This is a genomic window from Sporolactobacillus caesalpiniae (genome assembly GCF_040513385.1).
GTDB lineage: Bacteria > Bacillota > Bacilli > Bacillales > Sporolactobacillaceae > Sporolactobacillus.
On the sequence record NZ_JBEVCB010000002.1, the window covers coordinates 372,099 to 396,888 of the forward strand.

Genomic DNA, 24,790 nt, shown 5'->3' on the forward strand with positions numbered 1-24,790 from the left:
TTGTCCTCGCCAAGCCATTAGCAAAGACTTAGCTGTACGTACATTCGTCTCCACAGATTTTTTTCTTTCTTACCCGTAAAAAAAATAGAATCACATATTGACGGAACATTTGTTTGTGTTTATAATATTATCAGAACATTCGTTCAAAAAATTAAAGAGGTGATTGGTGTATGACAGATTCAAATTCAGAAGTGACCTTCAACATTGTCGAGCATTTTGGTGTCATCGCAACGGAAAACAGCGGTTGGACAAAAGAGTTGAACCTCGTCAGTTGGAATGCCCGAGAAGCGAAATATGATATTCGGAGCTGGGCACCCGATAAGAAAAAGATGGGTCGCGGCGTCACGTTAACCGGTGTTGAGTGCGACACACTAAAAAGCTTACTGAACGTCCGTCTTTCTCCCTCTGCTAACGTCCAAGATCCAAGTCCTTCCTCTCAGTCGTAAATCATTACGCGTACGTTAACTTCTTAAACATCCATTCAATTCAACAGATTGTTTTTCACAATCCCCTACCGCTCAAATTCATATTTGCCGTTAACTCATTATTAATTTCATAATTTGAACCATTTACCAAGTGCATCATGTTGACACATACCGCTATATTCCATAAACTGAAAAAGAAAATAGTGTCGAATTGGTGACAATTATAATTTTTTCTTCAAATCTATGAAACTTTGAATTGAGTTTAGAATCACAGCATAATTTGTAGTGGGAGCGATCGTTATGGGGGAATTAGCACCCGAAAAAAATACTGGTTTCAAAAAATGGTGGGTCATGCTTCGACCACACACATTATCCGCATCATTTGTCCCGGTCGCGCTTGGAACTGCACTCGTTCTGCCGATAAGAAATCCGGATCTGGCGTTATTTCTTGCAATGATGGCCGCATCGATGCTGATTCAGATCGCAACTAATTTATTCAATGAGTATTTCGATTTCAAACGTGGCCTCGATAATGCGCAATCCGTTGGGATCGGTGGAAGCATTGTTAGAGATGGCTTCCATCCGAAAACAATCCTTCGACTTGCACTTATACTCTGTCTTGTCGCTATGCTTATTGGTGTGTTCATCTGCGCGAACAGCAGTTGGTGGATCGCGCTCGCAGGTTCCATTTGTATTCTCACCGGCTATCTCTACTCCGGCGGCCCACTTCCGATCGCCTATACACCTTTTGGTGAATTAGTTTCCGGTTTGTTCATGGGTGTGTTCATCATCTGGATCTCATTCTTTATCCAGACCGGAACGCTGACATTGAACTGTATCCTGATTTCCATACCAATTGGCATTCTTGTTGGCGGTATCAATATGGCTAATAATATCCGCGATCTCTCGGGTGACAAGAAAAAGGGCAGACGCACCTTGCCCATCTTGCTTGGACGTCCTAGGGCAATTACCGTACTTGCCGGTCTATTCACTTTTTCCTATATCTGGGTTATCGGCTTGATGATTCTTAGTGTGGAGTCCGCATGGCTGATCATCGTATTCGCTAGTCTTCCAAAGGCAATTCAAGCGACGAAATTATTTCGCAAGAAAACAAAGGCAATTCAGATGATGCCTGCGATGAAAGCCACGGCACAGATGCAGACTTTATTCGGTATTCTCCTTTCTCTCGGGATCGTTCTCGATTATTTTATCTAACCATCGAAACATACGCCATCGAAAAAGAAAATGTTGTTGCGCAGTTTGAATTGCTGTATACTGAGTATGTAAATTAAATATGATGTTCCTTCAGGGCAGGGTGAAATTCCCGACCGGCGGTATTGGCTATAAGCCAGAGTCCGCAAGCCGCAAGGCAGATCCGGTGAGAAACCGGGACCGACAGTAGAGTCTGGATGAAAGAAGGATGATGTGACAGCGTTTTTTGTATTCCGCGCATACTTTTCGTTGCGCTTTCAGAGCGCCGATTTTCTTGAGCCCAAAGGAACCTTCCTTTGGGCTCTTTTAATTCGGATTAACCATTAAAATCCTGAAGAGATGTCCGGATTTTCCAAATGGTCCAGACTAGAGTCAGAAACGCTGCGCATGATCCCCAATACTATATTTACGGGGGTAATTGTATGAACACTTCATTAAGGAAATTGGTACTTATTTCACTGCTCTCCACGCTTGGATTTTTAATAATGTTAATCGCTTTTCCAATTCCGCTGTTTCCTGTATTTTTAACAATGGATTTTAGTGACCTGCCTGCTTTGATCGGCGCACTTATCCTCGGGCCCGGAGCCGGAATTGCCATTGAGGCAATTAAAAATATTCTGCATGTACTGCTTACCGGTTCACTTACTGTTGTTCCTGTTGGCGAATTCGCAAACTTTGCGGCCGGTTCAATTTTCATTTTGGTTACGTGGGCTTTCTATCGCCGTAAATCAACCGCTCGCTCACTGTTATTCGGTATGTTGTCCGCCACATTAATTATGACCGTAATCATGTCTGTTCTTAACTATTACTTAATTTTTCCAGGATACGCACTTTTCCTTGGTTTTAGCATTGATGCGACCGTTGGGATGGCACAAGCGGCGAACCGAAGTATTCACAGTCTACTCACTTTGATCGTTTATGGAGTCATGCCCTTTAACTTGCTTAAAGGCGTTGTACTTACTTTGATTATGATTCCGGTGAGCGCGCGTTTGAAAAAGTTTATCCAGAAACGTGTTGCTGCCTGAATTCAAATACGATCACGATTAAAACACCCGCGGAAGCAATATCCGCGGGTGTTTTTTTCAATAGTCCGTAGTGTGCGACTCAGCCTTAATATACGTAAGCTGTACCCACAATGATCAACAAAATAAACAGAACAACGATTAAAGCAAAGCTGCCGCTGTATCCGCCGCTTGGAGCACCCATATCGCCACTCGCCTCTCATTCGTTATTTATTGAGCATGTGTCCTTACCCAACACTTCATTTTATGCAAACGACTCATTTTGGTGTGGACACTGGGCGATTATTCCCATGGCTTCTTCAGCGTCAGGTTTTTCGTGAATTTTTTTGTTTCCTGTCTTCGTGCTCTACGGCTCAAATAACGCTTTTCTGCACTTCCAAATAAAAGCTGTTCTTCCTCACTCTCAGGACTCACTTTCGGTACCGGCACAGGCCTGCCGTTATCACCGATCGCGACGAACGTTAGAAAACAAGTCGTACACAATTGACGCGCTCCTGTTCTTAAATTTTCATCGATGATCTTGACGAATACCTCCATAGATGTGTTGTGGCTCCATGTAACAAAAGCCTCCAAGCACACTGAAGAACCGGCATATATCGGCTGCAAAAAATCCACCGAATCAATTGAGGCTGTAACTACTAGACTTCTCGAATGCCGGGTTGCAGCAATAGCTGCGATATTGTCTACATACATCATCAATTTACCACCAAAAAAGGTGCCATGATTATTTGTGTCATTGGGCAATACATGAACTGAAGTTACAGATAGTGATTCTCTTGCCTTCTTTGATTCCATAGTTCTCCCCCATTTTCATTGACCTTCACACAAAATACGCTCAACTTTAGCACGCAATTCCACTGAAACAAAGTGTTATGAATAATAAAGCACTACGTCTTGCATCAAAAAATCGCTTTTTAACTAAAAGTCATGTTTTCAATTTTTATTTTTTCTTCGCTTTTACCGTTCATGAATAGTATAGATGAACAGAGTCTTTGTCGCAAAATCTGTGAAATTTTAATGTCCCAAACAAGTTCCCCCATATTCCGTCATTTTTAATGGGACATATTCCTGAATTTACCGTAACAATCATAAAAAATTCCGAGTATTTTAGCAAAAAAGGTATTGACAAAATGAATAATCTTGATCTCATGTTACATAACTGTAATATTGTTAAAACATGCCTGATATATTCAACGCTTAGAATAGCCCTTGGATGTTAGCCACGGATCATACACGCGGCTGTATCACCTAAGGAGGTTTTTTACTTAATGAATATCATTAAAAGGCTGACTGCAATGACGAGCTTAACCGTGTGTCTGGGTGTGCTGTCACCAACGACCATTGTTTTCGCCAAAACGAACAGTACAAATGATAGTCACATCATGAAAAGTAAGGATCCTGAACAAACAACTCATGCAATTGGGTTTGCAGCGAACACTCCGGCAAGTCAACCAGACAAACAGGAGGTCAACATAATTTTCGGAAACAGTTTGCTTCAGCAAGGCGATTCCGGTGAAGCGGTCGTGAAGCTCCAGAATGAGCTGAAACAACTTGGCTATTACGGCGGAGCTGTTGACGGCGTCATCGGTGATCAGACGATGGATGCGATTGACACCTATCAATCGGATCATAAACGCTCAGATGACGGCATCGTCGGCTCGGACACAAAAACCGTACTCTACACGGTTTACCAGCATACCGATGAAGCAAAAGAAAATCAAGAACGACTTGTTGAAATAAAAGTTCAGGAAAAAAAAGAAGCGAAAGAGCGCGCGCGTAAAGCAGCGGAAGATAAAGCTAAGAAAATTGCAGAAGAAGCTGCGCGTAAAGCTGCAAAGGCTGCGGCAGACAAAGCCGCTGCAGCGAAACCACAGGTCACCAAAACTGCTTACAAGCCTGCGAACACGCAACCGGCTCCCGCAGCTCAATCAGGTCAATCGATTACGGTCGAAGCAACCAGTTATTCACTTGGCGGTCGAACAGCCACAGGGATTGATTTTAGCAGTAACCCGAATGCCCGAGTGATTGCCGTTGATCCCCGCGTTATTCCTCTCGGGGCGCGCGTCATGATTCCAGGTTATGGTGTCTATATTGCCGGCGATACAGGTGGAGCAATCAAGGGAAATCGTATTGATGTCCATTTTGCTTCTCGTGACCAGGCATTAAATTTTGGACGTAGAACGATGACAATTACCGTCCTTCAGTAAGTGAATCAACCAGACTCCCCCGAATTTAACGTGGTGAGTCTGGTTTTTTACTATCACAGGAAGCGGCAACTTCGATGTTGCTCATAGGGAATGAGTGTCGTGTCGTTAGTCAAAGCTCCTTTATTTTCCGGACCGCTTAAACTCGTTTATCAGTGTAAAAAAAAGGAATACACCGATGATCCTACGTCATCGGTGTGTTCCTTTTTTGGTTACATTCTCTTAATTATCAATCCGGTAATGAATCTGCTGCTTTTCACGATGCTTTTCCAACCCAAGATCAACCAGCTTCTCAATCAATTGCTGATAAGGAAGCCCTGTGTGCTGCCAAAGCAGCGGGAACATGCTGAATTGTGTAAATCCCGGCATCGTGTTCACTTCATTAACAATAATTTTCTGATCCTTTTCTCGGATAAATACGTCGACACGGGCGAGTCCGGAAAGGTTTAACGCGACAAAAGCGCGTTTCGCCGTTTCCTCTAACTCCGCCTTCACCTTGTCTGACAGATCGGCAGGAATAACTAAGGTACTGTTGCCTTCCTGATATTTTGACTGGTAATCATAGAACGCTGCGTTTTTTGTAATAATCTCGCCTGGGACAGAAACAGACAATTCATGGTTGCCGATTACGCCGATTTCCACTTCGCGTCCGCTTATTCCTTCTTCAATGATCACCTTTGTGTCAAAAAGGAACGCTTCAGTTATCGCGGCAGAGAGTTCAGGCTCACTCAGACATTTGCTGATGCCGACACTGGATCCACCATTTGCCGGTTTAATAAAACATGGATAACCAATTGAATTTTTCACCTTAAGAATAATCTTTGGTGCGTCGTTTTCCCATTCAAAACGTGAAACGGACACATAATTTGGCCCGGGAATATCATACGCCGCAAAGACATCCTTCATCAATACCTTATCCATCCCTACGCTTGAACCTGCGACACCGGAACCGACATACGCTATATTGAGCAGTTCAAACAATCCTTGAACTGTTCCATCCTCTCCATTTGGTCCATGGAGCAGCGGGAAGACGATGTCCGGCCGTGTACGCACGTTTGCCGGGGCAGATGGTGCAAGCCAGTGCGTCACAGCAGACTCAGCCACAGCATTTTCCTGAAGCAGCAGCTGATCCTTGTGTGCCAACTTTCCTTTAATTTCATCACCGGCGATCCATCGCCCATCCTGCTGAATGTAGACGGGAAGTACTCGATATTTGTCTAAATCAATCGCGTTAATTACGGAAAAAGCCGTAAGCAACGAGATCTCATATTCCGTAGATTTTCCGCCATATAAAACCGCGACTGTCTTCTTCTCATTTGCCATATAAATGCCTCAATTCTTTAACTGTAATGAGAAAACCCATTCTATTCATATAATGCTTTCAACATCTATTTAGTTTAGCATAATCCAGTCGGAAGAGAAGTGACTTCTTGAAAAAATACGATTTTTGTTACACGATATAAACAACATTACTTATTGGTTTTCACATGCTCTAAATAATTTATTCGCTCAAGCATGGTTGGGTGATCGTACTGAATCCATTTAACAAGCGCTGGAGGATTCATTTCGCTGAGGCTGGATGTGGACAGTTTCTGAAATGAGGAAATGGCCGCCTTTTTGTCTTGTGTCATTTCAATCGCGTATTGATCCGCCTGCTGCTCGAATTCACGGGAAACCATATTTTGAACGGGTTCTCCCGCAAATGATAGGAGTGATAAAATCAGCAACAGCATCGGCAAAGCGGTTAAATCTCCCGGATGGGACATATTCAACTTTGCTCCCCATCGCACGCTTGCCCACAGATGGATTTTCGCCGCGATCCATAGAGTGACCAGCAGTCCGAGCAGTGCCGCAGCCGTGCCCCAAATAATGTGATGCATGACGTAGTGACCCATTTCATGTGCCATAACAAATAGGACCTCTTTGTGGCTAAGTCGATGCACCGTTGTATCCCAAAGCACAATGCGCAAGTGAGATCCCATGCCGTTAACATACGCATTCATCGCATTCGTTTCGCTCGACATGTCCACTTCATAGACATTATGAGCCGGAATGCCCGCTTTTTCTGCCATCTGAAGAATCTCCGTCTTCAACTCACCATCCTGAAGGCTTTGGAAATGGTTGTATAACGGATCAATGACTACTGGCTGCAGGTACATCATAAAGAAAACAAACGGGATTGATAACAGCCACGCGGGAAACCACCAGCGCTTCGGATATCTTCGGATCAAGAAAACGACAGCAGTCATCATAATAAAGCCGATTAACGTGCTGATCGCCGTGCTGATTCCTTGATCTTTCAGCCAGTCCTGAATTGGCTGAACAGAGATCCCGTAGTGAACCGACAGTTGGTACGAAGCAAATTCAACAGGCAGAAACACCAACGCGGAAATCAAAGCCAGGCTGACATAGAAAAGAAACATCTGCACAATGAATAAAGAAGAGATGCGCACGGAACATTTTTTTAACCAAAGCGACAGACCACCGATGAGTACAAAAAGATACACGCCCCATTCCAGCGGGATTGTCGCAAATGAGAGAAAATGCCGCCATGCATTGAGCACGCCGCTTTCCGCCAATTGATGTTTGTTCATGAATAGTGTAGGATCAGCCGCTGTCCCTTTCATGTCTGCAGGAAGCACAGATTTTGACCAAACAAAAAAATAAGCAGCCATCGTGAGAAGATAGATGGTATATAAAGCGATAAACCACCACATCACTTTTTTTCCCTTCAAGAAGGACCCTCCTCCGTCATATCAGCAAAGATTGTCCGTCTTTAATCATACGAGGACGGGCTATTATTAAGTTAGTCCGCATACTCCCAATTTAGAACCTACGTTAAAAAAGTACGGCGAGTAATTCCTCGTCTCCTATTTTTCCAAAGTACTTATGGCAGTCAACGGACTTCAGTTTTTCAGAAAGTACATTCGGATCATATTTTACCCCAATAAGCTCTTTTTCAAATTCATGAACATCGCCGACACCAAAAAAGTCACCGAAAATAGATAGTTGTTCAATAATACCTTTTTTCACATTCATGCGGAAATCAACACGGCCTCCGGCAAAACGCTGTGCTTTCTGAACATTAAATTCCGGTGATTTTCCATAGACCCATTCCCAATTGCGATAGCGCCGCTTGGCAATATTGATAATAGTCGTCCAGTCTTCATCGGTCAGTGTGTATTCCGGCACATGGTCCTCTCCTTCGAAAATATAATGAAGGAGCTGCGCTTTAAATTCGTGGATATCCAAGTCTCCCGCCAAATGTTCACGGATATTCGTTACACGGCTGCGGACCGACTTGATCCCTTTCGACTCATATTTTGCCTTATCAGGATGCAAGGCTTTCGAAACATTGTCCAAGTTCACATCAAAGAGCAAGGTCCCATGGCTAAAAATACGTCCTTGCGTGACGAATTGAGCATTGCCGGAAATTTTCTTTCCATCGACAGTCAAGTCATTGCGCCCTTCCAGCTTTGCGTCTACGCCCATATGTTGAAGTGCGCGAATCACCGGTTCGGTGAATTTCCTATAGTTGTTGAAGCTGTCGCCGTCATTCTTTGCGATAAAGCTGAAGCTCAAATTTCCCGGATCGTTATACACGGCCCCGCCTCCGGAAAGTCTTCGAGTCACAGTCACCTCATGCTTCGTTATATAATCCATGTTCACTTCTTCTATGGTGTTCTGGTTGCGGCCCACTATGACCGTTGGCGCCATTCGATAGAACATTAAATAGGTTTCGTCAATTGATAAATGCTTTAGCGCATACTCTTCAAGCGCGAAATTAAGCGTTTGATCAAGCATATCGCGGTTATTCAAATAGATCATTTCAATTCCCCTCTCACTTAAATTCCCGTTCTCTATTCAATTTTAATTCCCATCGCGGATTCCGTCTAGCTGCACGATGTATGCCGATACAAACAGGGAATTTTGATTCTCTTACTTTACAAGCATAGCCCTATTAAGATAATCTTAAATAGATTGGATTCACATGAACGATGCGCAATCGCTGTAAACACTGCCATTGGGAGGATACACATGAAAACCATTTATTTCGTCAGACATGGACGGACATTATTCAACCATCTTTGGAAAGTACAGGGCATCTCAGACACACCTCTTACTGATATCGGTGAACAAAAGGCGGCTGACCTTGGCGCGCTCTTTAAGTCGCAAAATATATCATTTGACGCAGCATACACAAGTGATCTTGGGCGAACAAGACGAACATCCAGACTTGTGCTTGATCATTCCTTAAATCAGGATCTCACACCCATTGAAACCAAGAACTTGCGCGAAGTAAGTTTCGGAAAATTTGAAGGTGATCCGAATGACCTGATGTGGGAAGCCGTCGGTAAAGAAAAAGGCGACCCTGAACTCCGCGGCGACTCACCGGATGAGTTGAAAATCAATGCACTGGATGCATTGAAAAGACTGGATACGACCGAACTAGCGGAAAACTATGAAGATGTCAAAACACGTATTCGTGCTATTCTCAGCACCTTTGCCCACTGTGAGGAAGAAACAATTCTCGCCGTCAGCCACGGCCTTTATATCGCTTGCCTTATTTATATGTTGTCCGAAGAAAAAATACATGTCTCAACGATTGAAAACACAAGTGTGACGAAGGTTGTTTTCGAAAACGGTGTATTCAAAATCGCCTACATCGGAAGAACCGAGAATATTTAACAAACAAGTTAAGAAAAAGACCCTCAGGTATTTTTCAGCCTGAGGGTCTTTGCGCGCCTTTTGTTATTCCACTGGAGTTCCTTCGTAATTTTTTGCCTTGATCATTTTATGCGTATGGCGAAATTTAATTGAGAATGTGATCATACTTAAACTCAATGCGATGACAATAAAGAGCAGCAAAACCAATGAATTATCAACCAGCATTTGATGCTGATGGCCATCAATAATAGTGCGCAGCCCATTAACGCTATAAGTCATTGGGAGAATATGCGATGCAGATTGCAGCCATTTTGGAATCAACTCAATAGCATACGCCCCACCGCTCGTCACAAGCTGGAAGATGAGAATCACAATTGCGACAAATCGTCCTTCATTATTGAATGAGCCGGCCAGCCATTGAATGATGGCCATGTAACTTATGCTAGTCAATATGGTGAATCCGACAAAAGTCCATGGATGATCGACCTGAAGTCCAAGGCCTTTCAAAACAACAATGTCAATGAGAAGCGCCTGGCCGACCGACATCATAAGTGTAATGAAGAATTTACTGAGGGCGATCGTCCACCCAGAGGTCGCCAAGCCTGCCGGTTTGCCAAGATCATAAATAATTGTCAGAAGTAATGCCCCGACATAAAGTCCAAGAGAAATAAAGTATGGGGCGAATCCTGAACCAAATGTGTCAACGGACTGATTTGAGCTGTCTATTGATGTCACCGGCTCTGCGAACTTCGTCGCGTGCGCGCTGTTTGTCGGCGTCTTTGCAAGCTCTCCATGAGCGTCGGAAAGGGTTGACCCAAGCTTCGTATTGCCCGAGTAGATTTGCTGCGCGCCATCTGAAAGCTGATTTATTCCATTGAAAAGCTTTTGTTGACCTAATCCCGCACTCTTTAAGGCCGTTGCCAGTTGATTCGTACCACTGTTCAAAGTATTTGCACCGCTACTAAGCGTATTCGCACCATTGACAAGTGTATGAGTGCCGTTAGCTAGCGTTGATGATCCATTTGCCAAAGTCGAAGCGCCGTCGGAAAGCGTTGATGCTCCGTTTGCTAGAGAAGAGGCTCCGCCATTTAATGTTGATACTCCATTCTCCAAAGTCGAAGTACCGCCAGAAAGCGTTGATGCGCCATTTGCTAGAGAAGAGGCCCCGGCATTTAATGCCATTGAGTTATTGTTCAATTTGTTCAAACCATTGGATAACTGACCGGCACCGTTTGAAAGTTGATTAATACTGGAAGCGATTAATGGAATTCCATTCTTCCCCGCCAATTGAGAGGTGCCATCGGCTAATTGCTGAGCCGCTCCATTCAGCGTCAGTCCGGTTGACGGATCTTTTTGGCTTAAGCCCGATACAATACCGCTTTTAATCTGCGAAGCAGTCTGGCTGGCAACTCTTGGAGCCACTTGCTGAGCCGTTTGTGCTGCCGTTGTGCTGATTGTACTTTCTGCTACTAGTTTCAAATTTGGATTTAGCTGAGATGCAATAGCATTACTGCTGTTGGAAATTTGATCTGTAATTGTTAAAGAAGTAGTCTGAGCGGCCGCAGTAACTAACTTACTTAATTCATCAGCACTAACGGTACCATTCGAATCAGTCATAATTTTTGTGATTAGACCTTTTATATTCTGATCACTTTTCAATTTATCAGTTAATTGTTCTTTTGCTTCTGAAGTTCCCATCGTTTGGGTGATCCCTTTAGTAACACTATTAGCAATAGATGTCGCAGATTCAGCTGTTGTTTTACCTAATCCATGGTCTTGTGCATTTTTTACTGCCTGTTCACCAATTTGAGAAGCATTAATTGCTTTTCCTGCACTCGCACCAATTGTCGATGGATCAATTGAAGAACTTAGTTTTTGTTGCAATTCGCTGATCGACGAGGCAAATTTCTGCATTCCTGTGTTTAGCTGGTTCACCTGATTACTTAGATTCTGACTCTGTATACCGCTATTCAGTTGGTTCAATCCATTGGAGAGTTGGGATGCACCAGGAAGAAGCTGATTGCTTACAGCGCCTGTATATTGGTTGATTCCCTGATTCAGTTGATTCGCGCCATTGCTTAAATTTTTCGCTCCACCGCTAAGCGTGTTGGCGCCATCGTTAAGACGGCTGGATCCACTGCTGAGCGCTGAAGCACCGTTAGCAAGTTTTTTAGCGCCATTGCTTAATTGCGAGTTGCCAGAAGCCAGTTGTTCAGCACCGTCATTAACTTTCGAGGTACCTGTTGCAAGCTGATCGGCACCACCACTCAACTTTGAAGCACCATCTGCAAGTTTTCCAACACCACTTTGCAATTGATCTGTGCCGTTCATAAGTGATTTAAAACCATTCTTCAGTGTCTTTAACCCGTCAACTTCTTTTTTACTTCCCTTAGCCAGCTTATTTGATCCCTTTGCAGCGTCACTTAAGCCATCCGTCAACGTGTCGAGTTGAGCATACATGGATTTCGCATACGTTTTTGTGATTTCGTTTGATACGCGCGTCTTCAACTGCTTAACACCAGCATCCGCCATGCGGGAAGCGATGAAATTATAGTCGGCATTAATTCGGTAATGCAGATTCGCCGGCTTCAACTGATTGTCAACAAGCGTGGTCGCATTCTCTGAAAAAGAGGCCGGAATGCGCACCGTCATAAAATAGTGGTTATTCGTAAATCCCTCCTCAGCCTGCTTCGCGCTGACAAACCGCCAATCAAAATCATTGTTCTTCTTTAGTTTTTCTACCAGATCTGCTCCTGCATTGAGCTGTTTGCCTGATATGACCGCCCCATTGTCCTGATTGACCACAGCCACGGGAAGATTGCCCGTCTTCCCAAACGCGTCCCAGAACCCATAAAGAAACATGCCTGCATAGAGAAGCGGAACACACATGACCGCAACCATGACGACAATATTATGCGGTTTTGCGACAATCGCTTTGAGTTCCGCGACAATCAAGTGAATCACATTCATAAAATACCCACCTTCTTTAATTCATTAAACCTAGACTATGCAACCCATAAATTTATTGACTGATTTGGTCATTTGGTCATTTATTATCAAAAAAATAACGATCGAAACCATTATTTTTTTAATCCTTGAACTAAATACAAATCAAAAAGGTCGGCAATTTCTTCGCTGGAAAGCGGCTCGTGACGCTGTTCCCAGTCGAATACAAGGGCGATATAGAGACGGAGAATAACGAACGCAGTCACCTTAGGATCGCAATGCTTAACCTCTTTTTTCGCTACCGCCTTCCTGATGTATTCTTCTATAAATCCAAGAATCGCGTCCTCAATAGTATCCAATGCTTGTTTCGCTTGTGAAGTTCCGACTTCTCGAAGTTCCTGTGTCAACTTAATCGTCAGCTGATGTTCTTTGCGAAGTTCGAGCATTGAATAAAGGGCTCGGTGCAGATTGATGAAAAAATTATCCTCATCATGAATGGCACTGGTCGCTACCTTTTTTATCTTTAAGATGAACTGATTCATAATTTCATAGAATAATTCTTCTTTATTTTTAAAAAAGGTGTAGATCGTTCCCTTGCCGACATCTGCGAGACGCGCAACCAAATCCATCGTTGTCGCCTTATAACCGAATGATGCAAAAGTCCTCTCCGCAGCGACGATAATATTTTCTTTTCGATCAACAGCCATGTTTATCACCATTTTCAGATAATGACCAAATGAGAAAAACAGTCATTTTGTTCAAAGCAAATTTTATCATGTATTTGATGAGGTGACAAGAATGAATCATTTTTACTTGCTCACTGTTGATTGTTCTTTGCACGCCTGCACTACTGCTGAAGCGAGCGCGTCGATGAACGTCGGATCGGTATCGGGCATCTGTGGTCGATGATAGATGGCACCCAAAGACTCAACACGTTTGCGACATTCCTGATCATTGTCATAGAGTACTTCCAGATGTTCGGCGACAAAACCAATCGGACAGAAAATAAAGTGTTTGTATCCGCTGTTCTGATGAAGCGTGCGGATCTGATCAAGCACATCGGGTCCGAGCCATGGATCACCGGTTTTTCCTGCGCTTTGCCATGCTTGCGCATAATGCTTAATTTCCAATCCTTCTGCAATTCTTTGCGCTGTCTCGCGAATTTGATCCGGGTACGGGTCTCCGTTCTTCAGAATTTTCTCCGGAAGGCTGTGCGCCGTAAAAAGAACTACAGTTTGATCCCATTCATTTTCAGCAATCTCTGCGAGCGATGATTGAATGGCCTTCTGCCAAAAGGCTATAAATCCAGGTTGATCAAACCAGCTCTTTAATGAAGTCATGCTGATGCCGCCTAGTTCTTCAGCTTTAGACTGTGCGCGGTCAATATACGATTGAACACTAAAGCGGGAGTAGTGTGGTGCAAGCGCTAATGACACAACGCGCTCGATGCCGTCATCATGCATCGCCTGCACGGCGTCTTCAATAAACGGGTGAATGTATTTCAATCCGAGATAAGCATGAAACTCGTATTCAGGTTGAATCATATTCAGCCGTTCAGCAAGCGCATCAGCCTGCTCACGAGTCAGCTTCGCCAAAGGCGACAAGCCCCCGATAGCTTCGTAACGACGTTCAAGATCGGCAATTTGTTCATCGCTTGGTTTTCTGCCATGACGAATGGCTGTATAGTAAGAAACGACATCCTCTTTTTTGTACGGCGTTCCATACGCCATAACAAGTAAACCTATCTTTTTCGTAACCATCTCTCCAGCACCTCTCAATAAATTACTTATTATTTCAATGAACCATTATCAACTGATCGACTTTTGTATGTAAAAAAGATACAGGCAGTCCAAACATGTTCTATTCTATAACTTTTCACCGAGAATAACGAGAAAGAGGCAAACCCTCGGCAAAATTACTTTGGATTTTTGCTGAGGGTTTGCCTTTATGGTTTCAATGGTCGAAACAGAATCAAAGCTGTGAAAACCAATTGATTTCAACCGACGGGGAAGCATTGCCGATCTTATCAGTCTGAGTATTATAGGGAACCACGTAGTAATTCTCTTTGCTCATCGGATTAACAAAGTTGATGCGGAATGTGTTTTTACCTTTCACTTCGCCCTTTAAAGTCCGCTTTCCGTCAAGTTCGGAGTAAACACGATAAACGATTCGGTCGTCAGAGCCCGCATTCCAAGTGAGCTGCAATGCAGGTAACGCATATTTGCCAAGTACGCCTTTCGCACTTAATTGCGTAACCGCCGCCAACCGAATCGGCTCGTCAAGATCGGATACGTCACTCGGCTTTTCAAACGCCAGCCTGCTTTCGTTCGGCATGCTGTTGATCACCGTCTTAAACAGACGTACTGCGTCATTACTTGATCCGGTTAAATACTGATCCTTGCTCGTCTGATCATACCCAAGCCACACCGATCCTACCACATCCGGGGTGTAGCCGACAAACCAAGCGTCACGCAATCCATTCTTGGTATATGCGGTTGATCCGGTTTTCCCCGCAAGAGCAGCTTGACTGTAACCGGCCTGCCCCGTTCCGTTTTTCATCACGGATTGCAGCATCCGCGTCATATACCAAGCGGTCTGTTTAGAAAAGATTTTCTTTGATTTGGGTTTCGCCTCGCCAATCTTCTTTCCGTTATGGTCATAGATTGCCTGAATAAAGTAAGACTGGGATTGACTGCCGTTGTTGTCAAAAGCTGTGTACGCAGAAACCATCTGCAACGGGGATACACCCTTGCTCAACCCACCAAGTGCGATCGCCAATCCCTTATCCGGTAAATCAATCCCCATTTTCGATAAATAACTTTTACTTTTTGAAATACCAATTTGGTCAAGCAGCCAGACCGCTGGAGCGTTCTGTGAGACAGTTATGGCATCATACATAGTCATTTCGCCATTGTAACGGCCGTTGTAGTTTGTTGGCTTGTAATCACCATAGCTGACTTTCTTGTCTTGGAGCATAGAATACGGCTGATAGCCCCCGGAATCAAGTGCCGGCCCATATACAGCAAGCGGCTTAAAGGAAGAGCCCGGCTGTCTCTTGTCATTAACCCGATTATAGCTGCCGCTAACATAATTGCGTCCACCTTGAGCCGCGAGCACGCCGCCATTTTTACTCATCAGCACAAATGCGCCTTCCGGTGACTGGTTCGGATTGCTTCCTTGAAAATATACATTGTTCTTAAAAGCATTATAAGAAGCGCTTTGTGCTTCTTTACTCATCGGAACGACAATTTTATAGCCGCCACGAATTAAGTCCTCCGCTCCGATATGATATTTTTTTGCAGCTTCTTCCTTCACCAGATCCATATAGGAGTCATACTCCGGATGCGTTTGAATCTTATGCACATTAAGTCCAAGTGTTTTTCCCTTCAGGCGTACTGATTGCTCCGCTGACAAATAGTCATGTTTCTGAAGCAGCGTGAGTACGAGATTGCGGCGTTCAAGGGCTTTTTTCGGATGCATAATTGGTGAATAGCCATTCGGTCCTTTTGGAAGTGCGGCCAGAAGCGCTCCTTCATCTTCAGTTAATTGCCCGACATCCTTATTAAAGAAAAATTCAGATGCCATTTGAACGCCGTAAATGCCATGACCGAAATAAACTTGATTCAAATACATTTCCAGGATCTGTTTCTTGCTGTATTTTCGTTCAAGGCTGACGGCAATCGCCGCCTCCTTAAATTTTCGAAACCATGTTTTCTCATTAGACAGATAAGCGTTTCTCGCCAGCTGCTGAGTAATTGTACTCGCGCCTTCTGCTTTATCACCGGCCATGATATCAGTCACGAGCGCACGCATAACCCCGCGCAGATCAATGCCTGAATGTTGATAAAAGCGCAGATCTTCTGTTACGATGAAAGCATTTTGAACATGTTTCGGTACCTTTTTCAATGCAACCGGATCACGATTCTCCGCGTAGAGGCGTGAGAGTTCACGCCCCTGTTCATCGACCACTACCGAAGTCCTGCTCATCACAAGTTTCTCATCATCCGTGTAATGGTTGCCAATCAGAAGAACAAAGAAATAGACGAGAAGTCCGACGATCGCAGCGCCGATAACAAAATAAGCGACTTGAAACAAGCGCTTGTAAAGCATTTCTCTGTCCATTCGTCCTCCACCTTTCCAATTCCATTTAACCTCTACTATGTAGTCTTTGCAATATCTCTTAACACATTAACAAAAAATACAAATGACACGTTATTTTACGAAAATTTTTGACAAGATTAGCTTATTAGCGGATCCTTAGACAACGAAAAAAATCTCCGACACATGTAAAATGTACGGAGATTCACAAAAAAGGATGCAAAAAAACTTTTCTTCTCAATTACAATTTCTCGCCTGATTCCTGTACACGATCTTTCCGAAGCGCACTGTGTTTATAGCTGTATGCAAAATAGACAATGATTCCAAGAACGAACCAAACAACAAACCGAATCCAAGTTGCCGGCTGCAGTCCGGTTATTAAATAAGCACAGGAAAGGATGCCCAAAATAGGCGTCACAGGAAAAAATGGTGCCTTAAACGCGCGTTTCAGATCTTTGCGTTTGTAACGGAGAACGATTGTGCCGGCGCAGACGATAATGAATGCAATCAACGTACCAATGCTGACCAGTTCGGAAACAATACTGATTGGGAAGAAACCTGCGGTCAACGCGCAGACCGATGCGACAATGATCGTTGAAACAGCCGGTGTCTGATGTTTTTTACTGACCCCGCCAAGTACCTTCGGGATCAATCCGTCTCTTGCCATTGCAAAAAATATTCGAGACTGTCCGTACATCAGCACAAGACATACGGAAGTGATTCCGCAAATTGCGCCAACGGATACCAGTGCCGCACCCCAGTGAATGCCGATCAGATCAAGAGCATAAGCTACTGGCGCATTATGACCTGCTGTTGTCTGATACGCTGTATATTTAACAATTCCGGTTAATATTGCTGAAACCGCTATATAAAGCACTGTGCAAATCAACAGTGAATAAATAATCCCCTTAGGCATGTCTTTCTGAGGGTTTCGTGTCTCTTCTGCAGCTGTTGACACGGCATCAAACCCAATATAAGAAAAGAACACAACGGCCGCACCGGAAATAACACCCTTAAAACCGAATGGCATAAACGGTGTCCAGTTGCCCGGTTTGACGTGCCACACAGCAAGCACAATGAAAAGTAAAACAACAGCGACTTTAATGATGACGATCACACCATTTACGCCCGATGTATTTCTTACACCACTGATCAGCAGCCAAGCGATCAACCCGATGATCAGCATGGCAGGAATATTAATCACGCCACCTTCCATCGGTGAACTGACAATCGCTTTCGGCAAGTGAATCCCCATATTATTCAGTAAATTGACGGCATAACCTGACCATCCAATTGCAACAGTCGCAATACCAACCGCATATTCCAAGATCAAATCCCAGCCAATAATCCAGCCCCAAATTTCTCCCAGTCCGGCGTAACCATAAGTATACGCACTGCCCGCAACAGGAATCATCGATGCAAATTCCGCATAACAGAGTGCTGCGAAACAGCAGGCTAATCCAGAAAAAATAAATGAAAGCACGAGTGCGGGGCCGGTCAAATCTGCCGCAGCAACCCCGGTAAGAACAAAAATTCCGGTACCGATAATGCAGCCGATGCCAAGCATGGTTAGATCAAATGATCCCAGTGCCTTTTTCAGTCCTTGTTTGCCCTCTGTTTCTGCAATCAAGCTCGCAATCGGTTTCGTTTTGAAAATACTCACTACCAACGTCTCCTCTTATGGATTCGAAAAATAATTTCATTGACGATTATAACTCTAATGTTAGAAAAAGTAACATAATAAAATCAAATTTCTCATTTTTTTCAAAAATTAGCTTCACTAGATTTTAGGGTTGACCAAATTTTCTCTGAGCAGTATAATCTTTGTCGTGGCCTTTTATGGGGCATTAGCTCAGCTGGGAGAGCGTTGCCTTCGCATGGCAGAGGTCAGGGGTTCGATCCCCCTATGCTCCACTAACCGCGCTGTGATAAAATGGCACAGCGTTCCATGACAGAGCTACTTTTATCTAGTTTTGAACCTCTGAGAGTGAGTTTTCAGAAACTCACTCTCAGAGGTTTTTTGTATGCTTTATTAGCATGGCTTGGCGGGAAATGTTGACAGAAAAAAAATCTGGCATCATAACTCACTCAAGAGTTATGATGCCAGCTGATACAGCTTCGAAAAACAGCACACTGAAAACGAGATTGAACGCGCTGACAAGTTCAACCTTCGTATATCCATGAACTACCTTCGATGCAGTACCCATGACACATGGCTAGTGAGCCGCGCATTATGAAAGAAACTGACATAAGGTAGGCTCTGAACTATTTATGCAGAATAAGCAGACTAGAGGACATTCCTTCTCTCAGACTTTCTCATGATACTCACAAAAAAGTTAGCCCTCCGCTTGAATAACGAGGGCTTTGGACCAAAACGGATCTAGCAGACGTATTTAAAGGTTCTTTTTCCACTTTCTAATTTTTGTTCTAAAACTTTTAAATGGAGCAACTGAATTGATATGTATCCATTTCCACATTGGCCAATTTGCATTAGTCACCGTCCATTTTCGCATGTTGGGCGTGAACAGCTCTTCATCGCTTAAGTGTTTAATCCAATCGCACCATTTTTCTACCGTTTCATGAAACAATTGTCTTAATTCTTCTAGTGAATAATTGCTGTATTGGCGATAAAAATTCTGATAAAGCAACCCGAGTTGATTCCATTTGTAATCAGGTGTTGGTGTGACAACCGCTTTATTTGCTAATTCATCACGTTCCCAGCCCATAATGAGTGTTAACCATCCAAGCTGATAGGCGATCATTTCTTGCGGTGTCCTGTCCACTCCATCAACACAGTGATCTTTTTTATCTTCTGAAATCGTTTCAAATTCTTTGTCAAAAAGCACATATCTTTTTTGAATCTCCTCAACTAATGCTTCTTTGCTCGTATAACTCTGCATTCAGGGACCTCCTCAACCTTTTCAATCGCTGCTTTTCGATAATTGTAAACACCTTTTTTCCTATTATAAATGAATGGCAAGAAAAAAATAATTGTCAAAGCCGTCGCCAAAACACGCATTACCTTTCATGACATTTGTCATCCGTGTTTCGGATAAACGTCACTATATGCACATTCATTGGTTTGCTACACTCAGTATAGGCTCTGAAATACGTCTGAAGTCTTAGAACGAATTAATTCCCCGGCATGGTTCATTACTGCCTGAAATCCATTAGTATAAAAATGGGCAATAGAAACGAATCTCGCTGCCAGGAAATTAGCGAGAATACACATAACTGGAGGATACCCATGAGCTATATTGAACTAAAAAACATTCATAAGTCGTACAAGCTTTCAGGAAAACAGATATTCCCCGTTCTTCACGGAGTCGATTTAAAACTTGAGCGCGGCGAATTTGTTTCAATCCTCGGCGAATCCGGCGGCGGGAAATCAACGCTGATGAATATCATCGGAGGCATGGACAAGGACTACACTGGTGATGTCCTGATCAATGGCAAAGCATTACACCAGATGAAAGAAAAAGAGCTGGATGATTACCGTAAGACAAATGTTGGGTTCATTTTCCAAAGCTTCAACCTAATCAATCACATGACGGTATTGAATAATGTGTTGATCACATTGAAAATGACAACCATGTCGGAAAAGGAACGCGTCGCGCATGCCAAAGAGCTGCTGACAACCGTCGGATTGGCGGATCATCTTCATAAACGACCGAATCAGCTTTCCGGAGGGCAAAAACAGCGTGTAGCGATCGCACGCGCACTGGCCAATAATCCTGACATTCTTCTCGCTGACGAACCGACCGGGGCCCTGGACAAGAAAAACAGCGAACAGATCATGGAACTGCTCGACAGCATCGCAAAGCAAGGCAAGTTGGTCATTACCGTGACACACTCACAAAAAGTTGCTGACTATGGCACAAGGATCATTAAAATTGATGATGGACGTATCGCGGACGATATTCGCTTGAAAGATGCCTATCCTGTACCTGATCATCGCGAAGAACCGAAAACGCGAAATCTGAGCATCCCTGCGACATTCAAGATGGCACTTGATAATATACGACACAACTTAAAACGAAATATACTCGTCACGATTGGTGGAGCCATCGGTATTTTCAGCGTCATTATTATGCTCGGCCTCGGTAGCGGCGTACAGACCTATATTCACGATGAGATCATGAAAAATATTAACCCGACCGTGGTACAGCTGTCGAAAAAAGGACTTTCTCAGCAAGATGGAGAGAGCAGCCAAATCAAAAAATCAGCAATTGTATCCGATAGCGACCTTGAGAAGATCGAAAAGGTTAAGCATGTAACTTCAGCAGAAAAAGTGCTCTGGCTTTCATCAACACGCGTCACACTTGGTAAAAAAATGGCGATTCCACAATATTTCCAGACCGTTGATGGTGCTGTACCTGATAAAGATCTGGCCAAGGGCAGTCATTTGCCTGGAAACAATGAAATCGGGTTGAGCAAAGATGTTGCCAAACAGCTAACCAAAAAACCAACAAGCCTAATCGGTAAAACCGTAATATTCTCTGTTAATATGACAGATAAAAATCAAAAGCCAATTGTCATGCAGAAAAAATTAAAGATCTCAGCCATTTTTAACGGCAGCGCTCAAATGGGCATGCTCACTGCTGATTACGATACCGTGCAGACTATGTTTGAGAAACAAAAACTTACATTGAACGCAAATATGGCAACCATTAAAATCGACCAAATTGAGAACGTAAAAAGCGTCCAAAACCACTTTAAAAAGAATGGTTATACACCAAATGGTGCCGGCGCGTTTCTCGATTCTCTGAACCTGTACATCGCCATTGCTTCTTATGTTCTTTCCGCAATCGCCGGCATTTCACTGCTTGTCTCAGCAATCATGATCATCGTCGTTCTGTACATCAGTGTCACGGAACGAACGAAGGAAATCGGCATTCTGCGTGCGATTGGTGCCCGCCGCAAGGATATTCGGCACTTATTCTTCTCTGAGGCAAGTTTACTCGGCTTATTCAGCGGTGCCGTCGGTGTTGGTCTCGCCTTCATCACCGCGGCGATTGGCAACCATATTGCCAGGCCGCATATGCATGTGTCGATACTGAATATCACGCCAGGATTTGTTCTATTCGGTCTGATTGTCAGCATAGGTATCAGTGTCATTGCCGGACTTGCCCCTTCATCCAAAGCAGCTAATCTCGATCCGGTTGACTCATTGAGAAAATTTGATTAATCGATTCAAAAGAATCCTCGAATCCTTGGTATTCGGGGATTTTTTGAATTCACTTATGTTATAATATCTCTCCTTGGAAAGAGTCACTGGGGTGAATAAAGAATGAAGATAACTGAAAAGAACTATTTTGTGAACGGACTGGCGTACTCCATCCGTTCCGCAGAAACAAAGGATGCATCACAGCTTTCTGAAATCAGAGTCAGGATCGACGGCGAAACCGAAAATATGGACCGAGAGTCTGGTGAAGCCTTTATGGGCGAAGCAGAGTTTGTGCAGCTCATACGGGCAGATGGACATGCGGTGCGAAATCTCTTTTGGGTTGCCGTTGCTGATGATCAGATTGTCGGATACTCAAGATGTGAAGGCAGCATATTAAAGCGGCTTGCGCATAAAGTTGAATTTGGCGTCTGTGTGCTAAGTGATTATTGGAAGCATCGTATAGGCACTAATCTGCTTACACAATCCATCTCTTGGGCAGAGCAACAAGACATTAAGAAAATCACATTAACTGTTCTCGAAACCAATACAAAAGCGATTGCTTTGTACCATAAGATGGGATTTAAAGTTGAGGGAATACTAAAGAAGGACAAAAAACTCTCAGACGGCAACTACTATAACACCATTGTCATGGGAAAAATAAAGGATTAGAAAAACCGGGAAAAAGCGCCCGGTTTTTCTTATAAATCATTTTGACCATTGATTAAGTAACGCGGCCGGAATAAATAAGCGGAGATTTTCCGCCTATTTGCATCATGGCACTTGTTTCACAGGTGAATAAGGGTAATTTTTCCGCTTATGCGCTGCAAAGCCCTTCATTTTCACGTTTCTCGATTCGATAAGCGGAATTTCTCCGTCTATTTAAGCATTTTTTTCATTGGTTTTCTAAATAAGTGGAATTTTTCCGCTTATTTCTCATATCGGGGCGCTTACCTGATCAACCAATCGAATCTTATGACCTTATCGTCGTAACAACAAGGTAAAATGATAAATTTTCTTATCTTGTTAGAAAAACGGATCTGATTGATCCGTTTTTTAGTGTACGATCATCTATTTAATTTTAAGAATGGTCAGGATCTTTTGAATACCGAATCCGATGATGCTGTACACAATCAAGGCAAAGACGGCAGAAAGGTCGAGGCTGTGCGTATTAAAAACAATGGGATGGAAAATACCTTGAAAGGGTTTAAGAATCGGTTCGCTCAAGCTATTAAGCAGATTAACGAACGGCGTCGGATTGGCACCAAAAAATTGGAGTAAGATGTATAGGGCAATGACAACCTGAACAAATGTTAAAAGTATGCTGATCAATTTAGGAAACATTCCGGTATTTTTTCGTTTCACGTGTCCTCTTCCTTTCTTTACCACTCTCTAAAGCTTGTCCGCTTGAGCATTACTGCTATTCATGTTAAGGGATAATGGCATCTCCGTCAAATTGAAAAAAAAGCAACCCTATGTCATCCATTATGGACAATTAAGCCATTAACGTTAACTAAAAAATTCGAGTCATCAATTCAATAAAATTTTGTCGGCTGGGTTTGGCTTTGCGGGAGAGGCGGATGATTTTGTCGATCAGTTACTATCTCAGAGAAAAACGAAAACATAAAGAGGTTTCGCCTTTTTACAGGTGAAACCTCCTCCATCAATGAACAAGACATATGATCAGTGAATTAATGCTTGAGACGCGCTTCGAGTGTTGCCTTCTCTGCTTCATAGCCAGGTTTGCCAAGCAGCGCGAACATATTCTTTTTGTACGCTTCAACACCGGGTTGGTTGAATGGATTGACACCAAGCAAGTAGCCGCTAACTGCTACAGCTTTTTCAAAGAAGTAGATAAGATAACCGAAGTGATACGCAGTCAGTTCAGGGATTGTAACAACAAGCTGCGGAACTTGACCGTCCGTATGAGCGAGACGAACGCCTTCAGCCGCCTTTTTGTTGACGAAATCCATCGTCTGATCCGCAAGGAAATTCAGATTATCCAAATTTTCTTCTTCCGCTTTGATCGTGACATTCTTTCTTGGTTCACCAACAAGCACAGCTGTTTCAAACATCACGCGTCGGCCTTCCTGTACAAATTGACCGAGTGAATGAAGATCCGTGCTGAAGTCCGCAGATGAAGGGTACAGTCCTTTGAAGTCCTTCCCTTCACTTTCGCCAAACAATTGTTTCCACCATTCGGAGAAATAGTGCAGATGCGGTTCAAAATTAACGAGCATTTCAACGGTCTTGCCCTTATTATAAAGAACATTGCGCACTGCGGCATATTGATATGCAGCATTCTTGCTCAATTCCGGCTCGCTAAAGTCGTTCTGAGCATCTCGAGCTCCGGTCATCAATTCATCAATATCAATACCAGATACAGCGATTGGAAGTAAGCCAACCGCAGTCAGTACAGAGAAACGCCCGCCGACGTCATCAGGAATAACAAAGGATTCATAGCCTTCGTTGTCAGCCAGAGTCTTGAGCGCGCCTTTGGCTTTGTCCGTTGTCGCATAGATTCTTCCCTTTGCTTCTTCCTTGCCATATTTGTTCTCAAGAAATTCGCGGAACACACGGAAAGCAATTGCTGGTTCCGTTGTTGTTCCTGATTTTGAAATAACGTTAACAGAAACATCCTTGTCCTTAAGTACATCGAACAATTCATTCAGATAGGTTGAGCTGATACTGTTGCCGGCAAAGAAAACTTGCGGCGTTTTGCGTTCTTCTTTTGGCAGCATATTGTAGAACGAATGATTTAATGTATCAATCACCGCGCGTGCGCCCAAATAAGATCCGCCGATTCCAATGACAACCAATACATCCGAGTCTGATTTAATTTTCTCAGCGGCTTTCTGAATTCTAGAGAATTCTCCCTTATCGTATGCAGTTGGGAGATCAAGCCAGCCAAGAAAATCATTGCCTGCTCCGGTTTTCTCATGAATTGCTTGATGAGCGGCAGTTACTTGCGCCGTCATATAATCCAATTCATGCTGTGCAAAGAATGAAAGTGCATTGCTGTAATCAAAAGCGACTTTCTTGCTCATTTCA

20 protein-coding genes, 1 tRNA gene and 1 riboswitch are annotated in these 24,790 nt (G+C 43.5%); of the genes, 8 read left to right on the plus strand and 13 right to left on the minus strand.

Annotated features, from left to right (window positions below; translation table 11 throughout):
- The first annotated feature begins 170 nt into the window (after nucleotides 1-170).
- The 3 genes from ABWW58_RS05195 to ABWW58_RS05205 all read left to right on the plus strand — a co-directional run bounded on the left by ABWW58_RS05195 (nucleotide 171) and on the right by ABWW58_RS05205 (nucleotide 2,662).
- Complete coding sequence (locus tag ABWW58_RS05195) at nucleotides 171-446, plus strand: YdbC family protein (protein WP_093673364.1); 276 nt, start codon at nucleotides 171-173, stop codon at nucleotides 444-446.
- A 279-nt stretch (nucleotides 447-725) separates the two neighbouring features.
- Nucleotides 726-1,640 carry a 1,4-dihydroxy-2-naphthoate polyprenyltransferase gene (locus tag ABWW58_RS05200; RefSeq protein ID WP_353868144.1) on the plus strand — a complete coding sequence of 305 codons (915 nt, stop codon included), beginning with the start codon at nucleotides 726-728 and terminating at the stop codon, nucleotides 1,638-1,640.
- 82 nt (nucleotides 1,641-1,722) lie between these two features.
- A riboswitch (FMN riboswitch) is annotated at nucleotides 1,723-1,850 on the plus strand.
- A 209-nt stretch (nucleotides 1,851-2,059) separates the two neighbouring features.
- Nucleotides 2,060-2,662: an ECF transporter S component gene (locus ABWW58_RS05205; protein ID WP_353868145.1), complete on the plus strand. Its 603-nt coding sequence runs from the start codon at nucleotides 2,060-2,062 to the stop codon at nucleotides 2,660-2,662.
- A gap of 85 nt (nucleotides 2,663-2,747) precedes the next feature.
- On the opposite strand, the gene ABWW58_RS05210 is transcribed toward ABWW58_RS05205, so the two are convergent.
- Together ABWW58_RS05210 and ABWW58_RS05215 are read right to left on the minus strand one after the other, a co-directional pair.
- A complete protein-coding gene (locus ABWW58_RS05210) occupies nucleotides 2,748-2,843 on the minus strand; it encodes a YjcZ family sporulation protein (protein ID WP_093673370.1) in 96 nt (31 codons plus the stop codon).
- A gap of 98 nt (nucleotides 2,844-2,941) precedes the next feature.
- A complete protein-coding gene (locus ABWW58_RS05215) occupies nucleotides 2,942-3,454 on the minus strand; it encodes an acyl-CoA thioesterase (protein WP_093673372.1) in 513 nt (170 codons plus the stop codon).
- 473 nt (nucleotides 3,455-3,927) lie between these two features.
- Here ABWW58_RS05215 and ABWW58_RS05220 point away from each other — a divergent pair, with 473 nt between their 5' ends.
- Nucleotides 3,928-4,866 (plus strand): 3D domain-containing protein, encoded by a 939-nt coding sequence (locus ABWW58_RS05220; RefSeq protein ID WP_353868146.1) that lies wholly within the window; start codon nucleotides 3,928-3,930, stop codon nucleotides 4,864-4,866.
- A 219-nt stretch (nucleotides 4,867-5,085) separates the two neighbouring features.
- Here the strand turns inward: ABWW58_RS05220 and ABWW58_RS05225 are convergent, their stop codons facing one another.
- From ABWW58_RS05225 to lplA, 3 genes are all read right to left on the minus strand, one after another.
- Nucleotides 5,086-6,186, minus strand: coding sequence for a D-alanine--D-alanine ligase (locus ABWW58_RS05225; protein ID WP_353868147.1), 1,101 nt, complete (start codon nucleotides 6,184-6,186; stop codon nucleotides 5,086-5,088).
- A gap of 146 nt (nucleotides 6,187-6,332) precedes the next feature.
- Entirely contained in the window at nucleotides 6,333-7,598 is a 1,266-nt protein-coding gene (locus ABWW58_RS05230; protein WP_353868148.1) for a M48 family metallopeptidase, read from the minus strand.
- 103 nt (nucleotides 7,599-7,701) lie between these two features.
- Nucleotides 7,702-8,691, minus strand: coding sequence for a lipoate--protein ligase (gene lplA / locus ABWW58_RS05235; RefSeq protein WP_353868149.1), 990 nt, complete (start codon nucleotides 8,689-8,691; stop codon nucleotides 7,702-7,704).
- 210 nt (nucleotides 8,692-8,901) lie between these two features.
- On the opposite strand from lplA, the gene ABWW58_RS05240 reads away from it, so the two are divergent.
- Nucleotides 8,902-9,552 carry a histidine phosphatase family protein gene (locus ABWW58_RS05240; RefSeq protein ID WP_353868150.1) on the plus strand — a complete coding sequence of 217 codons (651 nt, stop codon included), beginning with the start codon at nucleotides 8,902-8,904 and terminating at the stop codon, nucleotides 9,550-9,552.
- Between the two features lie 63 nt (nucleotides 9,553-9,615).
- On the opposite strand, the gene ABWW58_RS05245 is transcribed toward ABWW58_RS05240, so the two are convergent.
- From ABWW58_RS05245 to ABWW58_RS05265, 5 genes are all read right to left on the minus strand, one after another.
- On the minus strand, nucleotides 9,616-12,501 hold the full coding sequence (locus tag ABWW58_RS05245) for a YhgE/Pip family protein (protein ID WP_353868151.1): 2,886 nt from the start codon (nucleotides 12,499-12,501) through the stop codon (nucleotides 9,616-9,618).
- 110 nt (nucleotides 12,502-12,611) lie between these two features.
- Nucleotides 12,612-13,184, minus strand: coding sequence for a TetR/AcrR family transcriptional regulator (locus tag ABWW58_RS05250; protein WP_353868152.1), 573 nt, complete (start codon nucleotides 13,182-13,184; stop codon nucleotides 12,612-12,614).
- A gap of 102 nt (nucleotides 13,185-13,286) precedes the next feature.
- Entirely contained in the window at nucleotides 13,287-14,237 is a 951-nt protein-coding gene (gene hemH / locus ABWW58_RS05255; RefSeq protein ID WP_353868153.1) for a ferrochelatase, read from the minus strand.
- A 211-nt stretch (nucleotides 14,238-14,448) separates the two neighbouring features.
- Nucleotides 14,449-16,599 carry a transglycosylase domain-containing protein gene (locus ABWW58_RS05260; protein WP_353868154.1) on the minus strand — a complete coding sequence of 717 codons (2,151 nt, stop codon included), beginning with the start codon at nucleotides 16,597-16,599 and terminating at the stop codon, nucleotides 14,449-14,451.
- Between the two features lie 217 nt (nucleotides 16,600-16,816).
- Complete coding sequence (locus ABWW58_RS05265) at nucleotides 16,817-18,238, minus strand: amino acid permease (RefSeq protein ID WP_353868155.1); 1,422 nt, start codon at nucleotides 18,236-18,238, stop codon at nucleotides 16,817-16,819.
- 178 nt (nucleotides 18,239-18,416) lie between these two features.
- Between ABWW58_RS05265 and ABWW58_RS05270 the strand changes: the two genes are divergently transcribed.
- Nucleotides 18,417-18,489, plus strand: a tRNA-Ala gene (locus ABWW58_RS05270).
- 479 nt (nucleotides 18,490-18,968) lie between these two features.
- Here the strand turns inward: ABWW58_RS05270 and ABWW58_RS05275 are convergent.
- Entirely contained in the window at nucleotides 18,969-19,475 is a 507-nt protein-coding gene (locus ABWW58_RS05275) for a ClbS/DfsB family four-helix bundle protein (protein WP_353868156.1), read from the minus strand.
- A gap of 347 nt (nucleotides 19,476-19,822) precedes the next feature.
- Between ABWW58_RS05275 and ABWW58_RS05280 the strand changes: the two genes are divergently transcribed.
- Both ABWW58_RS05280 and ABWW58_RS05285 read left to right on the plus strand, forming a co-directional pair.
- Nucleotides 19,823-21,763, plus strand: a complete 1,941-nt coding sequence (locus ABWW58_RS05280) for an ABC transporter ATP-binding protein/permease (protein ID WP_353868157.1) — start codon at nucleotides 19,823-19,825, stop codon at nucleotides 21,761-21,763.
- Nucleotides 21,764-21,865: 102 nt separating this feature from the next.
- On the plus strand, nucleotides 21,866-22,411 hold the full coding sequence (locus tag ABWW58_RS05285; RefSeq protein ID WP_353868158.1) for a GNAT family N-acetyltransferase: 546 nt from the start codon (nucleotides 21,866-21,868) through the stop codon (nucleotides 22,409-22,411).
- 399 nt (nucleotides 22,412-22,810) lie between these two features.
- Here the strand turns inward: ABWW58_RS05285 and ABWW58_RS05290 are convergent, their stop codons facing one another.
- Together ABWW58_RS05290 and ABWW58_RS05295 are read right to left on the minus strand one after the other, a co-directional pair.
- A complete protein-coding gene (locus tag ABWW58_RS05290) occupies nucleotides 22,811-23,104 on the minus strand; it encodes a YggT family protein (RefSeq protein WP_353868159.1) in 294 nt (97 codons plus the stop codon).
- Nucleotides 23,105-23,430: 326 nt separating this feature from the next.
- Entirely contained in the window at nucleotides 23,431-24,786 is a 1,356-nt protein-coding gene (locus tag ABWW58_RS05295) for a glucose-6-phosphate isomerase (protein WP_353868160.1), read from the minus strand.
- Between the last annotated feature and the right edge of the window lie 4 nt (nucleotides 24,787-24,790).